Genomic DNA, 18,070 nt, shown 5'->3' on the forward strand with positions numbered 1-18,070 from the left:
TCACCGGACCGTCTAGCCTAATGGAAACAGGAAAGGGATACACCGATGAATCAGTTAAACCAGCTGTCTATACATGAATTAAAGCGGTTTCGCAATGAAATTACACGGTTTATGATGATGTATAAATTTGCGCTTGATGTGATGGAAACACGGATCGGCGTTCTGGTGGAGGAATTTCAGTTTCTGCACGAATACAACCCGATTGAGCATACGAAGTCGCGGCTGAAATCGCCGGAGAGCATCCTCAACAAGCTGTACCGCAAGGGAGGGGGCATTTCCTTTCCGGCTATCCGCAGCCAAATCAAGGATATCGCGGGACTGCGTATTACGTGCTCTTTTCTTGCGGACATCTATGTGATCAGCGATATGCTCAAAAATCAGGTCGATCTGACGGTGCTGGAGGAAAAGGATTATATCCGTCATCCGAAGCCAAACGGCTACCAAAGCCTCCACCTGCTGATCGAGGTGCCGGTGCATATGTCCGACGGGCAGGAGCGCGTCTGCATCGAGGTGCAGATTCGGACGATTGCGATGGATTTCTGGGCCAGTCTGGAGCATAAAATTTATTATAAATACAAGCAGGATAACCAAACTGTACCTGCCCGGCTGCTGGAGGAGTTGAAGGAGGCGGCGAATGCCGCTTCGGCGCTGGACCGCCAAATGGAGCGTCTGCACAAGGAAGTGGAAGGCATCAAGGAGGAGCAGTCCGGCCCGGGCGCGAGCCGCGAGGACCGCATCATTATTAGCAACCAGCAGTTTGCGCTGCCGCAGGCCTTTCTTGATCTGATGGAGCTGGGCGAGTAACCTTATCCGAAAGGCGGGACCGGCATGGATCACTCGAAGTATGAGAAGCATTTTTCCGTTGAAGGGTTTTGGACGAAGCTCGGCAAGACAGCCCGCGAGGCGGGAATGAAGGTCGTTTATGTCGGTCTGCTGCTGTTTTACGCGCTGGAAAGCCCTCGCACGCCGTTGAAGGCAAAAATTCAAATTTACGGCGCGCTTGGCTACCTCATTTTCCCGCTTGATATTGTGCCGGATTTGCTGCCCGCCGTTGGCTACGTCGATGATCTGGGCGCGCTGATGCTGGCGCTGGGCGCGGTGTCGCAGAGCATCGACAGCGAAGTGAAGCAGAAGGCTGTGAACAAGCTGCAGGAGTTGTTCGGGGAAGCCGCCGCCGCCAGTCCTGATGTGATCGAGGTCGAGGCTCAATTGAAGGAAGAGGAAGCGTCTAATAAGTCAGTCTAGCGGTCTTCGCAAGCACGGCTGCACACGGCTGCGCCAAAAGCCTGTCCGCATCAAGTTGATGCAGGCGGGCTTTTTTCACGTATCAATTGCAGCAGCAACGGGTTCCTGCAATGCCTGCTGCCACCGCTCCGGTTCAGGGGCGGCTGCTTGCGCAGCCGACTGCGCCCGACTTTAGACTGACTATGCCATGTCCGGCTGCTCCGGCTGCTGGTAGCCGGAGCCGTCGGAGATCAGCTCCAGCTCCCCGGTATCCGGATGGATCAGGAAGCCGTGCACTGGAACCGTAGCGGGCACAAGCGGATGATTGCGGATAATATTGACGCTGTGCAGAGCGCCTTCCCGCGGGCTTTCGAACCCTTTCAGGAAGCGTTCCATGCGAATTCCGGAATGCTCCAGCGTAGAAAGCACCTGCTCCGAAATACCGTTTTCCCTGAATTTGCTCACCATCGCGTCGGCATCAAGCTTGGTCATGCCACAGCCGTAGTGGCCGACAACCAGCACCTCGCGTGCGCCCAGCTCGTGGATCGCAACCAGGATGCTGCGCATAGCGCTGCCGAACGGCTGGGTCAAAATGGCCCCGGCGTTTTTAATGATTTTGGCGTCGCCGTTGCGCAGATTGAGCGCGCGGGGCAGCAGCTCAACCAGCCGCGTATCCATACATGTCAGGATGACAATCTTCTTGTCCGGATATTTGTCGGTCAAGTAAGGTTCGTACGCTCTCTGTTCCACGAACTGCTTGTTATAAGACATGAGCTCCGCCACTAATGACATTGGATTGACCTCCCTTGTTAGTAAAGCTATCTCTATTATTCATGGGGATTCCCAGAGAGTCAACCGAAATTGTACGGACGGCTCCGGGCGGGGCCGAGTATTCGGCCCGTCACTTGGAAATACTGCGAATATGGCTGACAACGGGAGCCGACCTATGACAAGTGAAAGATGGGTTTTAGCCGGAGCATGGCTCGGAATCATTTGTGCGCTCATCTGGCTGGTGCCGGCGGCCAGACGCCGGGAAGCGGCGATTATTTTTCTGGCCGACCAGGTATTTACCTGGAGCATAAGCCTTGTATTAGTCGAGCTGGGGGTGAACGCCAACCCGGTGCGTGAGTTCGCCAAAGCGGGCGCTACCAATTTTTCGTTTAACTACGCGTTGTATCCGACGGTGTGCGTGCTGTATTGCTTGTATTATCCGAAAGCCGGTGCCTGGTTCACGAGGCTGCTGTATACAGCGCTGTATGCGTGCTTGCTGGTCGGTTTTGTCAGAATCGTAGCTCGCTTCACGCAGCTTATTCATCCGCTTCGGCCGAACTGGCTGCTTTATTTTTTATTTTCAGGCGTACTGCTGCAGCTGATCTACCGTTATTACCGTTGGTATTTCGATGGAAAGCGCGTGCGGCCGAGTAGCCGGGAGACAAGCTGATGCTGCTGGAGCGATGGCTGCTGATCGGGGTGTACGCGTTGACGCTGACCGCGTTGTGGTTTGTGCATCGAAAGGCTCCGCGAACGGTGCAGGCCGTTTTTTTATTTCAACAGTGTCTGAGCTGGATTCTGGGCTTGCTGGTGGTGGAGCTGGGACTGCTGGAGTATCCGGTGCGCGAATTTCAAGTGGCTGCGCGGACCAGCTTTGCTTTTGAGTTTCTAGTGTTTCCTGTCATTGCTTGTTATGTGAATGTCTACTATCCGGAGAAGGCGCACCCGTTACTGAAATTCGGTTATTATTTCGCTTACGCTTCAGGGGTTACCGTTCCAGAGTATTTTATTGAGAAATATACGCAGCTGATTACCTACACTGGCTGGGCCTGGTATTGGACGTTATTTTCGGTGCTGCTGACGCTGGTCGCCTCCCGTCTGTTTTATCGCTGGTTCCGGGCAGGGCATCCGGATCTGGTCCTGCCCCCCAATGAATAGGGAGCAGGGCCACGCACCGGATTCAGCTTCAGAGCGCTTGAGGCGGGACAAGCCGCCGCTGGCCGCCGAGATAAGGCCGGAGTGCGTCCGGAATGCGGATGCAGCCGTCCTCCTGCTGATGGTTTTCCAGCAGCGGGATCAGAATGCGCGGAGTTGAGACCGCCGTGTTGTTCAGCGTGTAGCAGTAACGCGGCCGTCCAGCGGCGTCCCGGTACCGGATGTTTGCCCGGCGAGCCTGAAAGTCGAGCAAAGCCGAAGCCGAGTGTGTTTCGCCGTACGCTTGGCGGCTGGGCATCCACGCTTCGATATCATATTGCTTGTACGTTTTCTGCGACATATCCCCGATACAAACGGCCATCACCCGGTAGGGCAGCTCCAGCAGCTGAAGCAGGTCCTCGGCGTTGCGGACCATTTCCTGCAGCAAAGCTTCGGACTCGGCCAGATCAGCCTCGCACAGCACCACCTGTTCAACCTTGGCGAATGGACCCGGTACAGCCCATGGACATCCTTGCCCGCCGAGCCAACCTCGCTGCGGAAGCATGTGGAGGCGGCCGCAAGCTTGACAGGCGTGGAGACGTCAATAATTTCGCCGCTGTAATAGGCGACTAGAGGAGCCTCGGAGGTACCGGCCAGCCACTTGTCCTCCTCCTGAATGCGGAAAGCCTGATCGCGCCCGGCAGGAAAAAAGCCGGTATCCGCCAGCGCCTGCGTACGGACCATCAACGGCACCTCCATCGGCGTAAAGCCACGGCTGAGAAGCAAATCCAGCGCCAGCTGCTGAACCGCCCGATGCAGCAGCGCGCCTGCTCCCCGCAAGTAATACTGGCGGCTTCCCGCCGTTTTGACGCCGCGCGGCAATCCGCTCCGATTGTACATTGCGCTGCCGACGCAGCGCCTCCTCGGCCAGCAGCTCCTCGACATCCAGCGGCAGTACTTGAGCTGTGCAAGCCTTTGAACCTCCGCTGCGTGTTCCCGAATCCATGACATCCCTACCATGACAACCTCGCTCCTTTTCCGAAAAATGCAAAAAGCGCCCTTATCCACATGGGACGAGGAGTGCTCAGGACTCGCGGTGCCACCCAAATTGACCGGACCAGGCAACGGTCCAATCCACTTTGCTCCGCGATAACGGGCGGGTCGGGTTAGCTTAGGGGGAGCATGAGGCGGGCTGCGCGTGCGGCCTTCATTCCCCTTGACGAAAACGCCTCCGAGTTGGATGCTCTTCAACGGCATGATGTCAATGATGAGTTTGTTGTAGTATCGCGCAAGTCGCGGCTGCTCGCAAGCGGCGTCCCGCACTCCATTTATCCACAGGTTTATCCACAAAGATCACAGGTATAAATGCCTTGATGTGCATAAGTATGGCGGTGCATATAAACATATCCACAGAAGAGCCTATCCACAGTGGGTTGACTGCTCAGGCTTAACACAGGGCGAATCCTGCTGCCGAAACGGCCCCGGCAACTTGACTGAGGCGACCGTTCGTGGTAAATCAAGAGAGAAGCCCAGCACGCAGGGCCCAAGAAACGGACGCGAACGGAAGCGATACCTATGTCGGATTTACTGGCTCAACTTACAGAGGAAAATTTGAGAACCGTGCTGGAGCACTACCGGTCGCTTGGCCCGGTTCCGGGACTGGCTCTGCCGTTCCTCAAGTCGTTTATTCCACCGCTGCCTACACTGGTCATTGTAGGCGTCAATGCCGCCGTATACGGACTGTGGCTTGGCTTTTTGTACTCCTGGATCGGGATCGTTGCAGGCTGCGTCGTAAATTTCTGGATTTTGCGCAAGCTCGCGGCACACCGGATCGCGCAGCGCTGGTCGAGCAAGCCCAAGGTTGCCAGGGCAATGGCGTGGATCAGACACCATGCGTTCAGTTACGTGTTTCTGCTCAGCCTGTTTCCGATCGGGCCGTTTATTGTGATCAACACGGCTGCGGCAATTGCGCGGATGCCGCTGCGTTCTTTTTTGCTGGCGATTGCGCTCGGGAAGGGCATCATGGTGTTTGTGGTCTCGTATATCGGCCATGATCCGGCCCGGTACATTGAAAATCCCTTGTATCTGCTTTACATAGCCTTGTTTATTGGCGTTTCCTTGCTGCTCAGCCGCAAGGTGGAGGCGCGTTTCGCCCGCAGGGATGTGTTGTCCGAAAAAGGGCATGATGCAGATGAGGCTAAGGAGGAAAAATAGGGATGGAGAGACAGCATGCGGGGGTAGAGCCAGGTCAGCGCCTGCAGCAACTGGATGTCATTCGCGGCTTCGCGATTGTCGGTATTTTTTTGGCGAATGTGCCGGATATGATCGGTAATGGCCTCATGTTCCGATCCGTGTATGATGCAGATGACAGCTGGATGCGTCTGCTCTACGATCTGTTTATTCAGACGAAGTTTTATTCGATCTTTGCGTTTTTGTTCGGGCTTGGCTTTTATTTATTCATCCAAAGCGCCGAGCGGCGCGGGCTGCGGCCGAAGCGGCTGTTTGCCCGCAGGCTGGCGGTGCTGCTGCTGTTCGGACTGGCTCACGGGATCTTGCTCTGGTTCGGCGATATTTTGTACACGTATGCGCTGCTTGGTTTTCTGCTGCTGCTGTTTATCAGGCGCGAGCCCCGTACGGCGCTTGTCTGGGGCATCGTCCTGTGCGGCCTGTACGGGCTGCTGCTGATGGTTGCGATGGCGGCGCTGGTCGTATTTGTCCCGGAAAGCGAGCTGAGTCAGCCATTATTCACCGCTGTGCCCGATCCGGCTGAACGGCTGCGGTATGTGCTGGAGGACGGCATCGGGAATGTGCTGTTTAACGGACTGGATATATTCGGCCTGTTCCTGCTGGGGCTGTATGCGGGCAAGCGGCAATGGTTTACGGCGCAACGGATGTCTGAGCATGCAGCGCGTACGGTGCGGATTGTGCAATGGACGGCGCTGGGGCTGTCCGTTCCGCTGCTGGCGGTGATCGTGATGTATTATGCCAATCATGTGGACGCGTATATGTGGCAGGTTATGCTGCCGTTTACCTATCTGACAGGGAAAACGCTCGCTGTGCTGTACGTGAGCAGCCTGCTGCGGCTGATGCATGCCTGGGGAACGGAGCGGTTCAGCGGGCTGGCCGCGCTCGGACGGATGGCGCTGACGAACTATTTGCTGCAGACGGCGCTGACCATGCTGCTGCTGGCGTTATGGGGCGACCGTGCGGCGTCGTTGCCGCTGTGGGCGACGACGGTGTATGCGGCGGTCGTAACGCTGCTGCTGGTTGCCGGGAGCCGCTGGTGGCTGCGCCGGTACCGGATGGGTCCGATGGAGTGGCTGTGGCGCGCGGCAACTTACGGCCGCTTGCCCGCCTTGCGCCAGCCTTCGGGCGGCGCGCCTGCTCCGGCTGCGCCAGAGAGCCGGGAGGAGTACCGCGCCTGATGGCGTGGCCCCAGCCCTGCTGCCGAGGCTGGCCTGTGCCTGCCGCGGCTTGACAAGGAAGCAGCGAGGCGAGGGCTGCTCAGCCGCTGGTGGCCGTGCCGTGCTTGGCTGCGGGCTGCATTGATGCTTTATTTACGAAGAAATCAGAATTCAGGGGAGCAGGGACGCCCGCGCAGGGGCGAAAAAAGCCGGCGAGGTCAGTGCCGCTGGGACTGCCCGATAGCGGGACGGAGGAGGGGAAGGTCATGCCGATTGACTTCCGGGCTGCTGACTATCCGCTGACCCCGGGTTGTTACCTCATGAAAAATGACTCCGGTCAGATTATTTATGTAGGCAAGTCGAGATGCTTGCGCAAGCGTCTGCGCTCTTATTTCAAGCCGCATCATGCGCATAAACGGACCCGACAGCTGGTCGCAGAAATCGCTGCGATTGAAGTCGTGCTGGTCAACAACGAATCTGAAAGCCTGCTGCTCGAAAACAACCTGATCAAGCTGCATAAGCCCAAATACAACCGTGCGTTGAAAAAGGACAACAGCGGCTACGCCTATCTTCAGCTGACCTCCGAGCGTCTGCCTCGTCTGGACGTGTATTACCGCAACCGGGGGAGATCTGCCTCGCCAGCCGGCGCTGCCGAAGACCGGGAAACGTCAGCGGAAGGCGTACAGCGTCTTGGGCCGTTCTCCAGCGGCCGGTTTCGGGATGCGCTGCTCGAATTTGTCACGGATCATTACGGACTGCGAACCTGTACAACCTTACCCAGAAAAGTATGTCTGCTGTATCATATCGGCAAATGCAGCGGGGTGTGCGAAGGGCTGATTTCCGAGGAGGAGTACCAGGCGCGCGCTGCGCAGGCGGCCGGACTGCTCGCGCATCAGGGGGAAGCGCTTATTGCCGAGATGACGGCCCGCATGACTGCTTACGCAGAGCGGCTCGAATTCGAGAAGGCGCAGAACATGCTGAATCATATTCGCGCGCTGCAAAAAATTCCGGACAAGCAAATCGTCGACCGTGAAAGCAATCAGAATCAGGACGTGCTGTATTTCGGCGCGGAGGCCGTGATGATCGCCAGCGTGCAGGAAGGGATGCTGCGCGATTTTCAGTGGCATGAGCTTGGAACGGCCGCCGAGGAGCTGGCCTGCGACCGCTTTGTAATGGCCCGGTATGCGGACAACGCGCCCGATGAGCTGATTGTCAACCGGATCGGCGATGCAACGGCCATTCGTGCCTCCCTGCGCCGTCAGGGCGTTCGACCTCCGGTGATCACCCGGCCCAAGCGGGGATTGAAGTACGACCTGCTGCAGCTGTGCAAGCAAAATTACGACTACCGGCTAAGCCGGATCGCGCCCGGCTCAAGCGAGCAGCGATAAAGCAGGCCGTTTGCAGGATAAATACGAAGGAATCTTGAGGATTCCTTCGAAGTGTGCGTACAGATCGGTACAGCACTGGCAAAGACGTCTCGATCCCACATCAACCGTGGTATCGCAGGCGTCTATTTGCGCTTTAGCGGGCTGGGAACCGGCTATCTGCGGAGTCTGCAATGCAGCTTGTACACGACGCCAGCAACCAGCAAAGGACGATGAGTGTATGCACGGTCAACACTACTTGGCTTGCTCATCCGTGAAACGTCCCGTAAAATAGTGGGTGCTGTTTCTTGTGCGGCACAGCCCCATTCAGGATGGAGACTGAATCGAGCTGGCCAATTACGAATGAACCTGGACCAAAGGCGGGCATGAATTCCATTCGGAGGTCCAACGATCTGTAAGAAGGCAAATTGATATACTTGGGTTACTTACAGTTAGGGAATGGAGCGCGATACGATGCAACGAAGCTTGGGGTATATTCTGATCGCGGTCGGGGTGCTGATTATGATTTACGTGGCGAATCCGATCCGCTTTTTTTCAGCAGGGAAGCTGTCGATTAACACGCAGCCCGTTCAGCAGGAGCAATCGGTCGAGGCGGAAAACATACGTCATGTGCGCATCGAATCGACCAGCGCCGAGATCAAGGTAGTGCCGGGCAGCCCGGACCGGATCGCTGCGCGACTTGAAGGAAGAGCAAGCGACAGCGAAAATTTGAAGCTGAAGGTGGAGCCTAAGGGAGATACGGTCCGGATTAGCATCGAGCTCCCGGAGCAGAGCGGCGGTTTCAGCCGCATCAATTCGGATCTGGACTTGCAGGTGGAGCTGCCGCAAAAGCAGTTTAAGTCTCTCGTAATCGAAACGAGCAGCGGAGATGCCCATGTCGAGCACCTGACGGCTGATGACATTCAGATTAAGTCCAGCAGCGGAGAGATCAGCCTGGAGCAGCTGAAGGGCGAGAAAATTTCCGCCGTTGCGTCAAGCGGCGATGTGGGGACAACCGGGCTGCAGGCACGCAGCATCGACATGCGCACAAGCTCAGGCGCGATAAGCGCAGAGCGGTACACAGCCGGCGAGCTGCGGGCGCAGGCGTCAAGCGGCGATGTGAAGCTGATCGACGGCACGGCGCTGGTGTCCGGGCAGACAGAGTCCGGCAGCATCTTGCTGGAGTCCGATACGTTGACGAATCATGCGGAATTGAAAGCGTCAAGCGGCGATGTGACAGTGGCGATCGGCGGTCGGCCGCAGTCGCTCAAGGTTGATTACCAATCAAGCTCAGGTACAGGCAAGCTGGAGTGGGAAGGCTTTGCGTACACCGTCAAGCAGGAGGAAAATCATCGAATCCAGGGAGCCTACGGAGCGGGCGAGGTCAAGCTGAATGTGCATACAACCTCAGGCGATTTCAAGCTGGCGGAACGCTGACGGACAGTAAAAGTAAACCGGCCCCTTCGCCGGACATAGGGGATGACGAAAAGGCACAAGCGGTGTATACCGGCTTGTGCCTGCGACTTTTAAAGCCGATAGCAAGGTGCTGTGTGCGTCTGTTAGTGCCCTTTGAGCACGGGAAGCAGCTTGGAGCCCTGCACCATGGCGGAGCTGCAAATCGGGCAAAGCGGGTCCTGCTCAAACGAGAAGCTGTCTCTCATCCAGCAGGAGCAGCCCGCCTGGCTGCATGTCCAGATCGCGGTTTCTTCCTGTGGAGTCGGTTCTGCGGATTTTTTGGAAAAATACATCACACATTCCTCCTTGTCTTCTCTGCCGGCTAAAAGTAGGTGTCAAACAGAGAAAAAGAACCGTCCCGTCCGGCACGGTTCTTTCCCTAAATCATGACATTTACAGCTTAATGACGTTTTCGGCTTGCGGGCCGCGGTTGCCTTGCACGATGTTGAATTGAACTTGCTGGCCTTCATCCAGCGATTTGAAGCCATCGCCTTGAATGGCGCTGAAGTGCACAAATACATCTTTGCCGCCTTCAACTTCAATAAAGCCAAAGCCCTTCTCGGCGTTAAACCATTTCACTGTACCTGTTTCCACGTGTAATTCCTCCTAAAAGTTAATGCCGTATGTAGAAAAAGTCACATCCGACCAAAGTGTTCTTTTTCTTAAAATGAAATGAACACCTTATCTAAGATGTGAATTTATGGTTACCTTTATACGAATAATTTATTATATCATGTAAGAAGGCACATAGCAATGCCAAGGTATTCCAGCGGGGCTGTCCGTCCTGTGCAGGTTTGCGCATATGGCAAGCTGATTCGCAACGGTGTATACTGGGAGGCAAAGCTGCACCAGCAACTAAAGCAGAAAGGTTGAATCGAATGAAGGCATGGGGAATCGCGCTGCTGAGCGCCTTGTTAGTAGCAGGACTTGTTTGGACGATGCCTGCGGAGGGAGGAAGCGCGCTGGATACGGCGATGAAAAACGGGCTCGGCGGACAGGCGGGAACGGAGCCGGGGGCTCTGCTGCTGGCGCTGAACGGGTTAGGCTCGACCGTTGTTTTCGCCGGAGTGACACTGATTGCGGTAGTGTTCGTCTGGCTGCTGCGGCTGCGCAGAGAGGCATTGACAATTCTGGGTACGGTCCTTGCGGCGTTTCTGCTGAATACCGGCTTGAAGGTGTTGTTTGAGCGCGAGCGTCCGCTGCATAGCGATTGGATCGCGGTTGACGGCTACAGCTTCCCGAGCGGCAACGCCATGATGGGCATGGCCTTATACGGCATATTGATTGTCATCGTCTGGAACACAGCCCGTCCGGCGCTGATTCGTTGGGGCGTAGCTGTACTCGGCGCGCTGCTGATCGCGCTGATCGGCTACAGCCGATTATATTTTGGCGTTCACTATGCAACCGACATTTTGGCGGGCTACTTCGCCGGCTTGGGCTGCGTGGCGGTTGCCGCCGGGTTTCTTTATCGCGACGGAGGCGTCAGACGTCACAAACGGCGTTCTTCTCTGTCATTTCCTTAAATGGAGCCGGGAGGAGCGGCGGTGGCTGGCGGCTCCTTCCGGTTACGGTGGGCAAAAGCCACCCTGTCCGTCGGCACTTGACCGATCGCTCCGCCTTAGGCAACAAAACTGACCATGCCGCTCGGTTCGGGGACGTTTTGGAGAATTGTAATCAAGGTTGGGCCCTTCTGAGCCATCACCGTTTTTCAGTCGGCTGCCACGAGCCAAATCAGTCGGAGGCAGGCTCTTCTGGTTCACTGTTTGTCCACTGTCGGGAGACACTTGTCTTTTGAAGGGTGGACATCGTTCCTTCCTTTCCCCCTACTGTCACATGTCCATATTCAGGTACATATACGCTTGTAACATCTATATATAGAAATGAATATCGCTCGCAGAGGCATAACTACGATGTATCCGTATGTCCACCTTTTGAAAGACAATCCCTCGGTAAAAGTCCTTCTACAGAGGACATGTTTCATCAAGCTCGCGGCTCATCTTCGAACCTTGCAAGGGGACTGGTACTTGACCGGTATTGGAGATGATCATTGGGGGACATATCCAGGTTGGTTGAATTTTGACAAGCTCAGGATAACCGGGGCTTATATCGTAAATAACCGTTTTCAGTACAAAAAAGCGGCGAATCTTAACCGGCATCGTCGGTTGGGATTCGCCGTACTTTTTTTGTGAAAAACCCGCTTTCATGCGGGGTTGAGGCGGAATGCCGTTGGGGAGTGTGGTCAGGGTGCAGCTATGCTTCGCGTGTTGGGGCTTCACGCTGCTGAGGCTGCCGGCCTCCAGCGGCAGCGAGCGTGCGCTGGCCGAAAGCCAGCGCACGTGCCCTGGCCCAAAGCTAGCGTACGTGCCCTGGTTCAAAGCCAGCGTACGTGTCCCGGCCCCAAGCTAGCGGACCTGTCCCGGCTCGCTGGCTTGGGGCCGGTCTGTTATCGCTTGTAGCCGTCGAAGCGGACAGGCTGCCCCTCAACGGAGCGGCGCACCTCGCCGTCTCCCGCATACCGCAGCGTCAGCTCGCGTCCGTAGACGCTGCGATAGGCGACGCCGACCTCCGCTTCAGCGGCGGCGGTGAACACTGGCAGCCGAGCCGACCGGTCGGCTGCGAAGTCGGCAAAGCCGCGCAGGCCAAGGCTGCGCGCGGCTTCGGCATCCAACGCCTCGACGACGACGGCGTTGGAGCGTCCTTCGCTGATGACGGTGACGCGGTCATCATGCTGCTGCAGCCGGAACGGCTGCAGGAGGTGGACGGCGAGGTAGACGCCGTCGTGGTCAGCGGCCGCGCTGCCGCTTGCAGGCGAAAGGGCGGCCGCTTGGCTTTGCAGCCCCTTATCGGCGGGAATGTGGCCGAATAGCGACTGGCCCTGCTGCTGCCATAGCCCTTGGGGCAGCACGCCGACGATCCGGTCAGCCGCTGTATCCGGGAGCGGATATACGGCGCAGATGACATTGCGGTCGTACAGCACCTCCGTCCAGCCCGTCTGGTGGCGCGGATCGCCGGGGCTGTCGCCGTCGCAGGTCGAGGAAGCGGCGTCTGCCGGGTGGAAGAAATACGCCTGATTTACGCCGGACGAAGCTTCGTCCCGACTCAGCGGCAGCGTAATATCCCAGCGATGCTGCTCGTTATCGAATTCCTCGACCCGCTCCCAGATGCCGCCTGCCGCAAAAGCCGCCGTGATATACGCATAGCTGTGCAGCTTGTCCTCCGGCGACGCGGCCGAGCGCGGCACCGACCTGGCGACCTCCACCGGGCGGGTGCGGTCCAGCGCAAGCCGAAGCGCGTCGTCCGGAGCGGGATAGTACAGAAATCCGGCATATTCGGTCCTGGGCATCGCCTCCGGCAGCTTGAAGTCGCCGAACTGGACGTAATCAAACAGAACGTTGCCGTCGCGCGGCAGATCATGCGGCCAGCCGCGTGACTGGGCGCCGACCCATGTTCCCTGCAAATAAAACGAAGCCCGCTCCCGCCACAGCTCGTCAAGCAGCTCGGCCAGCGTCTGCTTGATTGCCGGGTCGGCGATCATCGACCAGGCGCAGGTGAACGCCTGCACCCAATGCCAGAACCAGGGCAGCGCGCCGTATTCGACCAGGCCGTATTGGCGGACGAAGTCCAAGGTGCGCGTAAGCGAACGCACGCCATCCTCCAGCAGCTCCCGGTCGCCGTAGCGGCTGCCGAAAATCAGCTTGGCGGCCGTATATTTGGCCTCGTGATGGTTGAAGCGATCCAGCGGCACACGGTAGAAGCCGCTGCGGTACACATGCTCCAGCGCCGTATCAAACGCGTCCTGCAGCTCCGCATCCAGCTCCGCGCCATAGCGTTCGCGGAAGTAAGCCATCAGGCTGCCCATCAGCTCGACAGGCAGCACATGCGGCTGGGCTTCCTGGGGGGACGGATACAGCCCCAGCGGCCAATGCCCGTACAGGCTGCTGTCCGGGTCCCGATCCTGCAGCCGCAGCACGGCCCGCAGCACTGCGGAGGCGCGCGTCTTGGCCGCTTCGCGGCTTAGCGGCAACCCGGCCAAGGCTTGCGCCGCAGAGTCTGGCGTTGCCTCGGCCGCCCCGCCGCCAACTGAAGCCGTCGAGCCTGACACTGCCCCGGCCGCCCCGCTGTCATCTGACGCGGTCGAGTCTGATTCCGTCCCCGCCGCGACAGCGGCTGCAAACAAGTAGGAGGCGTAATAAAAATTGTTGCGAATATCCTCATAAAACCAGAGGCCGTCTCCGGCATCCGGCAGCTGGCAGGCGGCCAGCGCGATGCGGCGGACAAGCTCCGCCTGCCGGTCATCGGGTGAAATCAATGGCATAAGCCCCTCCTTGAAACGTTTCAATTTTACTCTTTCTATTGTAACTGATTCAAACTGGTTTGATAACGGCACACGATAACGCTGAATCGACTTTCTATCGGTATGAAAACTTGAAAGGATGAAATTGACAACGAAAATCGCTGTACTTTACAATCAGGGTACGTAGATCGGTACTGAAGGGTAATGTCTTTAGTCCCAGATGGTGGTGATGAAGCTGAATTCAGATCTGATTTTCGCACGACAAGCGCTGCATGAGTCATTCTCCAAGGCGATTGTTGATTATTTGGAAGAAGGCATAATTGTGTATGATGCGGCGGGTCAGCCGCTTTTTTATAATGAAGCGGCCCGGAAGCTGGGGTTGGTGGAGCAGGGGCCGGGGATGTGCAGCTACTACCGCGCCGACGGCCAGACGCCGATGTGCGAGGAGGAGCGGCCTTTTCAGCGCGTGCTGCAGGGACAGACGATTCAGCAGGAGGAGGTATGGGCCGTCCGCAAGGGCAGTCCTGTCCATATTCTTCATGTTCGCGGCCGGCCGGTGTACAGTGAAGGCGGGGAGCTGCTGGGCGCGCTTATCCTGTTCCAGGACATTTCCCGGCGCAAGTGGGCCGAGCAGCGGCTGGAGGTCAGCGAGCAGCGGTACAAGTCGCTGTTCGACCATCATCCTGACATCGTATGCTGGGTGGATATGCAAGGCAGCCTGATCCAGACGAACGACGCGATGCGCAAGGTGGCGGGGTATACGCAGGAGCAGCTGGCGCGCAAGCCGCTGACCTCGCTGATCGCCGTTCATGACCAGGCCAAGGCGATGGAACGCTTCGAGGCGGCCAAGCAGGGAGAGCCGCTCAGCTATGAGGTTCAGGCGATTCGGGCGGACGGCAGCTACCTCGACTTGCATATGACCAACATTCCGATGTATGTCAGCGGACAAATCGTCGGGATGTACATCGTAGCCAAGGATGTCAGCCAGGAGAAGGTAACGGAATCAACGGCTCATTTTCTTGCGTACCATGACCCGCTGACCGCTTTGCCGAACCGGCGCTCCTTCCACGAGCATCTGGAGGACGTGCTGGATGAGGCGAGGGAGCGGGAGACGCAGGTCGCGGTGATGTTCCTCGATCTCGACCGGTTCAAGCTGATCAACGATACGCTTGGACATGCGGTCGGTGATCAAGTGCTGAAGCTGATCTCGACCCGGCTGGAGCAGGGCTTGCGGCGCAAATACGGGCTGTTCCGGCTGGGCGGGGATGAGTTCGCCGTCGTGGTTCCGAATACGACCGGCGAGCACGCCGTCGATGCGGCCCGGCAAATCGTCCAGCTGCTGTCAACCTCCTTCCAGATGGACGACAATGAGCTGCACCTGACGGCGAGCATCGGCATCAGCATGTTTCCTGTGGACGGCAGCGATGTGGACGCGATTATCCGCAATGCCGATATGGCGATGTACCGGGCCAAGGAGCAGGGGAAAAATACGTACCAGTTCTACACCTCCGATCTGAACGATATTTCACGCAAAAAGATGATGATGGAGAAGGAGCTGTTCCGGGCGCTGGAGCAGGACGAGCTGACGCTGTATTACCAGCCGCAGTGTCAGGTGGGCGGTCTGACCTTGACGGGCGTCGAGGCACTGGTACGCTGGCAGCATCCGCAGCAGGGCTTTATCTCGCCCGCCGATTTTATCCCGCTGGCCGAGGAAACCGGGCTGATCGTGCCGCTGGGCGAATGGGTGCTGCGCACCGCCTGCGCCCGTCATATGCAATGGCGCAGCGAAGGGCTTGGCGCGGTCAAGATGGCTGTCAACTTGTCGGTTCGCCAGTTCCGAGACGAGCGGCTTGTCGAGCTGGTCGCGGATGCGCTGCGTGAATCCGGGATGGAAGCGGAGTATCTGGAGCTGGAGATCACGGAGAGCATTGCGATGATCGACTTCGGGTATGTGAGCGCCAAGCTCAATCGGCTCAAGGAACTGGGCGTCAGCATTGCGATCGACGATTTCGGAACGGGCTACAGCTCGCTCAGCTACCTGAAAAAATTCAGCATCGACAAGCTGAAAATCGACCAATCGTTCGTCCGCGATCTGACGACCAATGAAGTTAATTTTTCGATCGTCAAGGCGATTATTGCGCTGGGCCGCGGGCTGAATGTGACCTTGATCGCCGAGGGGGTCGAGGAGGAGGAGCATGCGTATTTGCTCCATGAGCTGGGCTGTGAGCATATTCAAGGCTACTGGTTCAGCCGTCCGCTGACGGCCGAGCAGCTGCGCGAGCGGTTTTTGCTGCCTGGCGCCGCAAGCGCGAGCGCAGGCTGATCCGGTGCAGCTGGATTTGTCCCGAGCCTTCACGCAGCGATAGCTCGCGCAGCGGTGATTGCAGCAAATGATGCGAAAAAGCTTCCGGTACCGCAGTGGCTGCGGATCGGAAGCTTTTTCTGCTGCGTCACGCCTCGCTGCCCTTATCTTGAAGTTTGAGCTTGGATATCAGGTAAACTGCAGCAAGGGCAAAAATAACTGTACTGTTAGCTGCAAAAATCGTGCCGCGAACCGGGTGTGACGCTTGAAAGGACTCATAAGCAAAAATCCCCATGGCGAGTCCAATGACTACGTTAAACATAGTTAACCAAGACAATTTCCCTATTTTTCTCACACTAACCGTTCCCTTCATCTGGATTGTAGTTCAGGGATGCAGCTGCGCAAATGGCTTGACCAAACCCCCCTGTAAGGAAGCGTGTGCTCGTATTATTTATATTACAGAATATTTTCCCCAAATACAAACAAATCAAGCGAACTTTTACACAGCGTTTACGATCCGCTAATACGGGCATTAAACTCGCCGTGCATAGTTAGAGGAAACACAAGAATGGGGAGTTATCCATGACCAAGGATCAGGTCTCGCAGTTTGAAAAGAAAATGTTGATTCGCCCCATCGACATGGCAGATATTGACCGGATCATTGAATTGCAGCATTTGTGCTTTCCGAATATGCATCCCTGGAAAAAGGAGCAGATGGAAAGTCACATCCGGATTTTTCCGGAGGGGCAAATTTGCGTGGAGCTGGACGGTGAAATTATCGGGTCCTGCTCCAGCTTGATCGTGCATTTCGAGGATTACCTGGAGCAGCATACGTATTCCGAGATTACGGATAAGGGGTATATCCGCAATCATAACCCGATCGGCGACAGCCTGTACGGGATGGAGGTTATGGTGCATCCGGAATTCCGGCGGATGAAAATCGGCCGGCGGCTGTACGAGGCGCGCAAGCGGCTTGCGGAGCAGTTGAACCTCAAGAGCATTATCGTCGGCGGCCGCATTCCCGGCTACCATAAATATAACGGCACGCTGACTCCGCGCGAATACGCCGAGGAAGTGCTGCAGCAGAACATTTACGATCCCGTGCTGACCTTCCAGATGATGAACGGCTTCACGCTCAAGCGGATCATTACCAACTATTTGTCCGATGACCAGGATTCGATGAATTATGCAGCTCTGCTGGAGTGGAACAATATTGACTACAAGCCGAGCAGCAGCAAGTTTCATTACAAGCGTTCTTTCCCTGTGCGCATTTGCGTCGTGCAGTATATGATGAAAAAAATCGACTCCTTCGAGGAGTTCGCCACCCAATGCGAGCATTATGTCGATGTGGCGGCTGACTACAAGTCGGACTTCGCCGTTTTCCCTGAAAATGTCACGATGCAGCTGCTGTCGTTTCTGGAGGAGCGTTCCCCAAGCTTGGCGATCCGCAAGCTGAGCACCTTTACCTCGCAATATGTCGAGCTGTTCAGCGAGCTAGCCGTAAAGTACAACGTCAACATTATCGGCGGCTCCCACTTCGTGGAGCAAAATAACCGGATTTACAATGTCGGACATTTGTTCCGCCGCGACGGGACGATTGCCCGCCAATACAAGCTGCATATTTCGCCGAATGAGCGAAAGTGGTGGGGCATCAACGGCGGCTCGCGGCTGGAGGTGTTCGATACCGATTGCGGCAAAATTTCGATCCAGCTGAGCAGCGACATCGAGTACCCGGAAATTTCGCGTATTGTGGCGGATGAAGGGGCGCAGCTCATTTTCGTGCCGTTTTGCGCCGAAGACAGGCAGACGTTTCTGCGGGTGAAATATTGCGCCCAGGCGCGGGCGATCGAAAATCAAGTATTTACAGTGACGTCGGGGACGGTCGGCAATTTGACGCATGTCGATAACGTCGATATTCAATACGCGCAATCGGGCATTTATACGCCGACTGATTTTTCGTTCCCGCGCGACGGCATTGCGGGCGAATGCAGTGAAAACACGGAGACGGTCATTATGGCCGAGGTCGATATGGAAGTGCTGCAGCGCCACCGCAAGTCGGAGGAAGTGCTGACATTTCGAGACCGGCGTACAGATATGTACACGCTCCATATTCGATCCTAGA

General features: G+C 56.9%; 17 protein-coding genes and 1 pseudogene. 11 read left to right on the top strand and 7 right to left on the bottom strand.

The window, feature by feature from the left end:
* Positions 1-45: 45 nt before the first annotated feature.
* The gene (locus tag AC6ROY_RS09075; protein WP_500099934.1) at positions 46-804 is read left to right on the top strand and encodes a GTP pyrophosphokinase; all 759 of its coding nucleotides are present in this window, start codon (positions 46-48) and stop codon (positions 802-804) included.
* Between the two features lie 24 nt (positions 805-828).
* Positions 829-1,245, top strand: coding sequence for a YkvA family protein (locus AC6ROY_RS09080; protein ID WP_500099935.1), 417 nt, complete (start codon positions 829-831; stop codon positions 1,243-1,245).
* 180 nt (positions 1,246-1,425) lie between these two features.
* Here the strand turns inward: AC6ROY_RS09080 and AC6ROY_RS09085 are convergent, their stop codons facing one another.
* Positions 1,426-2,016: a beta-class carbonic anhydrase gene (locus tag AC6ROY_RS09085; protein WP_500099936.1), complete on the bottom strand. Its 591-nt coding sequence runs from the start codon at positions 2,014-2,016 to the stop codon at positions 1,426-1,428.
* Between the two features lie 154 nt (positions 2,017-2,170).
* On the opposite strand from AC6ROY_RS09085, the gene AC6ROY_RS09090 reads away from it, so the two are divergent.
* Both AC6ROY_RS09090 and AC6ROY_RS09095 read left to right on the top strand, forming a co-directional pair.
* Positions 2,171-2,665, top strand: a complete 495-nt coding sequence (locus tag AC6ROY_RS09090) for a CBO0543 family protein (RefSeq protein WP_500099937.1) — start codon at positions 2,171-2,173, stop codon at positions 2,663-2,665.
* A complete protein-coding gene (locus AC6ROY_RS09095) occupies positions 2,665-3,153 on the top strand; it encodes a CBO0543 family protein (RefSeq protein WP_500099938.1) in 489 nt (162 codons plus the stop codon). The genes AC6ROY_RS09090 and AC6ROY_RS09095 overlap by 1 nt, the downstream gene beginning before the upstream one ends.
* 28 nt (positions 3,154-3,181) lie before the next feature.
* Here AC6ROY_RS09095 and serS read toward each other — a convergent pair.
* Positions 3,182-4,011: pseudogene (gene serS, locus AC6ROY_RS09100) on the bottom strand (serine--tRNA ligase); the annotation flags it as partial.
* A gap of 687 nt (positions 4,012-4,698) precedes the next feature.
* Between serS and AC6ROY_RS09105 the strand changes: the two are divergent.
* The 4 genes from AC6ROY_RS09105 to AC6ROY_RS09120 all read left to right on the top strand — a co-directional run bounded on the left by AC6ROY_RS09105 (position 4,699) and on the right by AC6ROY_RS09120 (position 9,334).
* Positions 4,699-5,343 carry a TVP38/TMEM64 family protein gene (locus AC6ROY_RS09105; protein WP_500100173.1) on the top strand — a complete coding sequence of 215 codons (645 nt, stop codon included), beginning with the start codon at positions 4,699-4,701 and terminating at the stop codon, positions 5,341-5,343.
* A 2-nt stretch (positions 5,344-5,345) separates the two neighbouring features.
* Positions 5,346-6,554, top strand: coding sequence for a DUF418 domain-containing protein (locus AC6ROY_RS09110; protein ID WP_500099939.1), 1,209 nt, complete (start codon positions 5,346-5,348; stop codon positions 6,552-6,554).
* A gap of 245 nt (positions 6,555-6,799) precedes the next feature.
* A complete protein-coding gene (locus tag AC6ROY_RS09115) occupies positions 6,800-7,921 on the top strand; it encodes a GIY-YIG nuclease family protein (protein WP_500099941.1) in 1,122 nt (373 codons plus the stop codon).
* Positions 7,922-8,371: 450 nt separating this feature from the next.
* Positions 8,372-9,334, top strand: coding sequence for a DUF4097 family beta strand repeat-containing protein (locus AC6ROY_RS09120; protein WP_500099942.1), 963 nt, complete (start codon positions 8,372-8,374; stop codon positions 9,332-9,334).
* 122 nt (positions 9,335-9,456) lie between these two features.
* Here the strand turns inward: AC6ROY_RS09120 and AC6ROY_RS09125 are convergent, their stop codons facing one another.
* Entirely contained in the window at positions 9,457-9,645 is a 189-nt protein-coding gene (locus AC6ROY_RS09125) for a cold-shock protein (RefSeq protein ID WP_500099944.1), read from the bottom strand.
* 100 nt (positions 9,646-9,745) lie between these two features.
* Positions 9,746-9,946 (bottom strand): cold-shock protein, encoded by a 201-nt coding sequence (locus tag AC6ROY_RS09130; protein WP_500099945.1) that lies wholly within the window; start codon positions 9,944-9,946, stop codon positions 9,746-9,748.
* 284 nt (positions 9,947-10,230) lie between these two features.
* Here AC6ROY_RS09130 and AC6ROY_RS09135 point away from each other — a divergent pair, with 284 nt between their 5' ends.
* On the top strand, positions 10,231-10,875 hold the full coding sequence (locus AC6ROY_RS09135; RefSeq protein ID WP_500099946.1) for a phosphatase PAP2 family protein: 645 nt from the start codon (positions 10,231-10,233) through the stop codon (positions 10,873-10,875).
* A gap of 438 nt (positions 10,876-11,313) precedes the next feature.
* Here AC6ROY_RS09135 and AC6ROY_RS09140 read toward each other — a convergent pair whose 3' ends face one another.
* Both AC6ROY_RS09140 and AC6ROY_RS09145 read right to left on the bottom strand, forming a co-directional pair.
* On the bottom strand, positions 11,314-11,688 hold the full coding sequence (locus tag AC6ROY_RS09140; protein WP_500099948.1) for a hypothetical protein: 375 nt from the start codon (positions 11,686-11,688) through the stop codon (positions 11,314-11,316).
* A gap of 107 nt (positions 11,689-11,795) precedes the next feature.
* On the bottom strand, positions 11,796-13,667 hold the full coding sequence (locus tag AC6ROY_RS09145) for a hypothetical protein (RefSeq protein ID WP_500099950.1): 1,872 nt from the start codon (positions 13,665-13,667) through the stop codon (positions 11,796-11,798).
* Between the two features lie 208 nt (positions 13,668-13,875).
* On the opposite strand from AC6ROY_RS09145, the gene AC6ROY_RS09150 reads away from it, so the two are divergent.
* Positions 13,876-15,969 (top strand): putative bifunctional diguanylate cyclase/phosphodiesterase, encoded by a 2,094-nt coding sequence (locus AC6ROY_RS09150; protein WP_500099952.1) that lies wholly within the window; start codon positions 13,876-13,878, stop codon positions 15,967-15,969.
* 127 nt (positions 15,970-16,096) lie between these two features.
* Here the strand turns inward: AC6ROY_RS09150 and AC6ROY_RS09155 are convergent, their stop codons facing one another.
* Positions 16,097-16,303, bottom strand: a complete 207-nt coding sequence (locus tag AC6ROY_RS09155) for a hypothetical protein (RefSeq protein ID WP_500099953.1) — start codon at positions 16,301-16,303, stop codon at positions 16,097-16,099.
* A 227-nt stretch (positions 16,304-16,530) separates the two neighbouring features.
* Here AC6ROY_RS09155 and AC6ROY_RS09160 point away from each other — a divergent pair, with 227 nt between their 5' ends.
* Positions 16,531-18,069: a GNAT family N-acetyltransferase gene (locus tag AC6ROY_RS09160; RefSeq protein ID WP_500099955.1), complete on the top strand. Its 1,539-nt coding sequence runs from the start codon at positions 16,531-16,533 to the stop codon at positions 18,067-18,069.
* Position 18,070 lies beyond the last annotated feature (1 nt).

The sequence above is a fragment of the Paenibacillus sp. sg306046 genome (genome assembly GCF_059821225.1).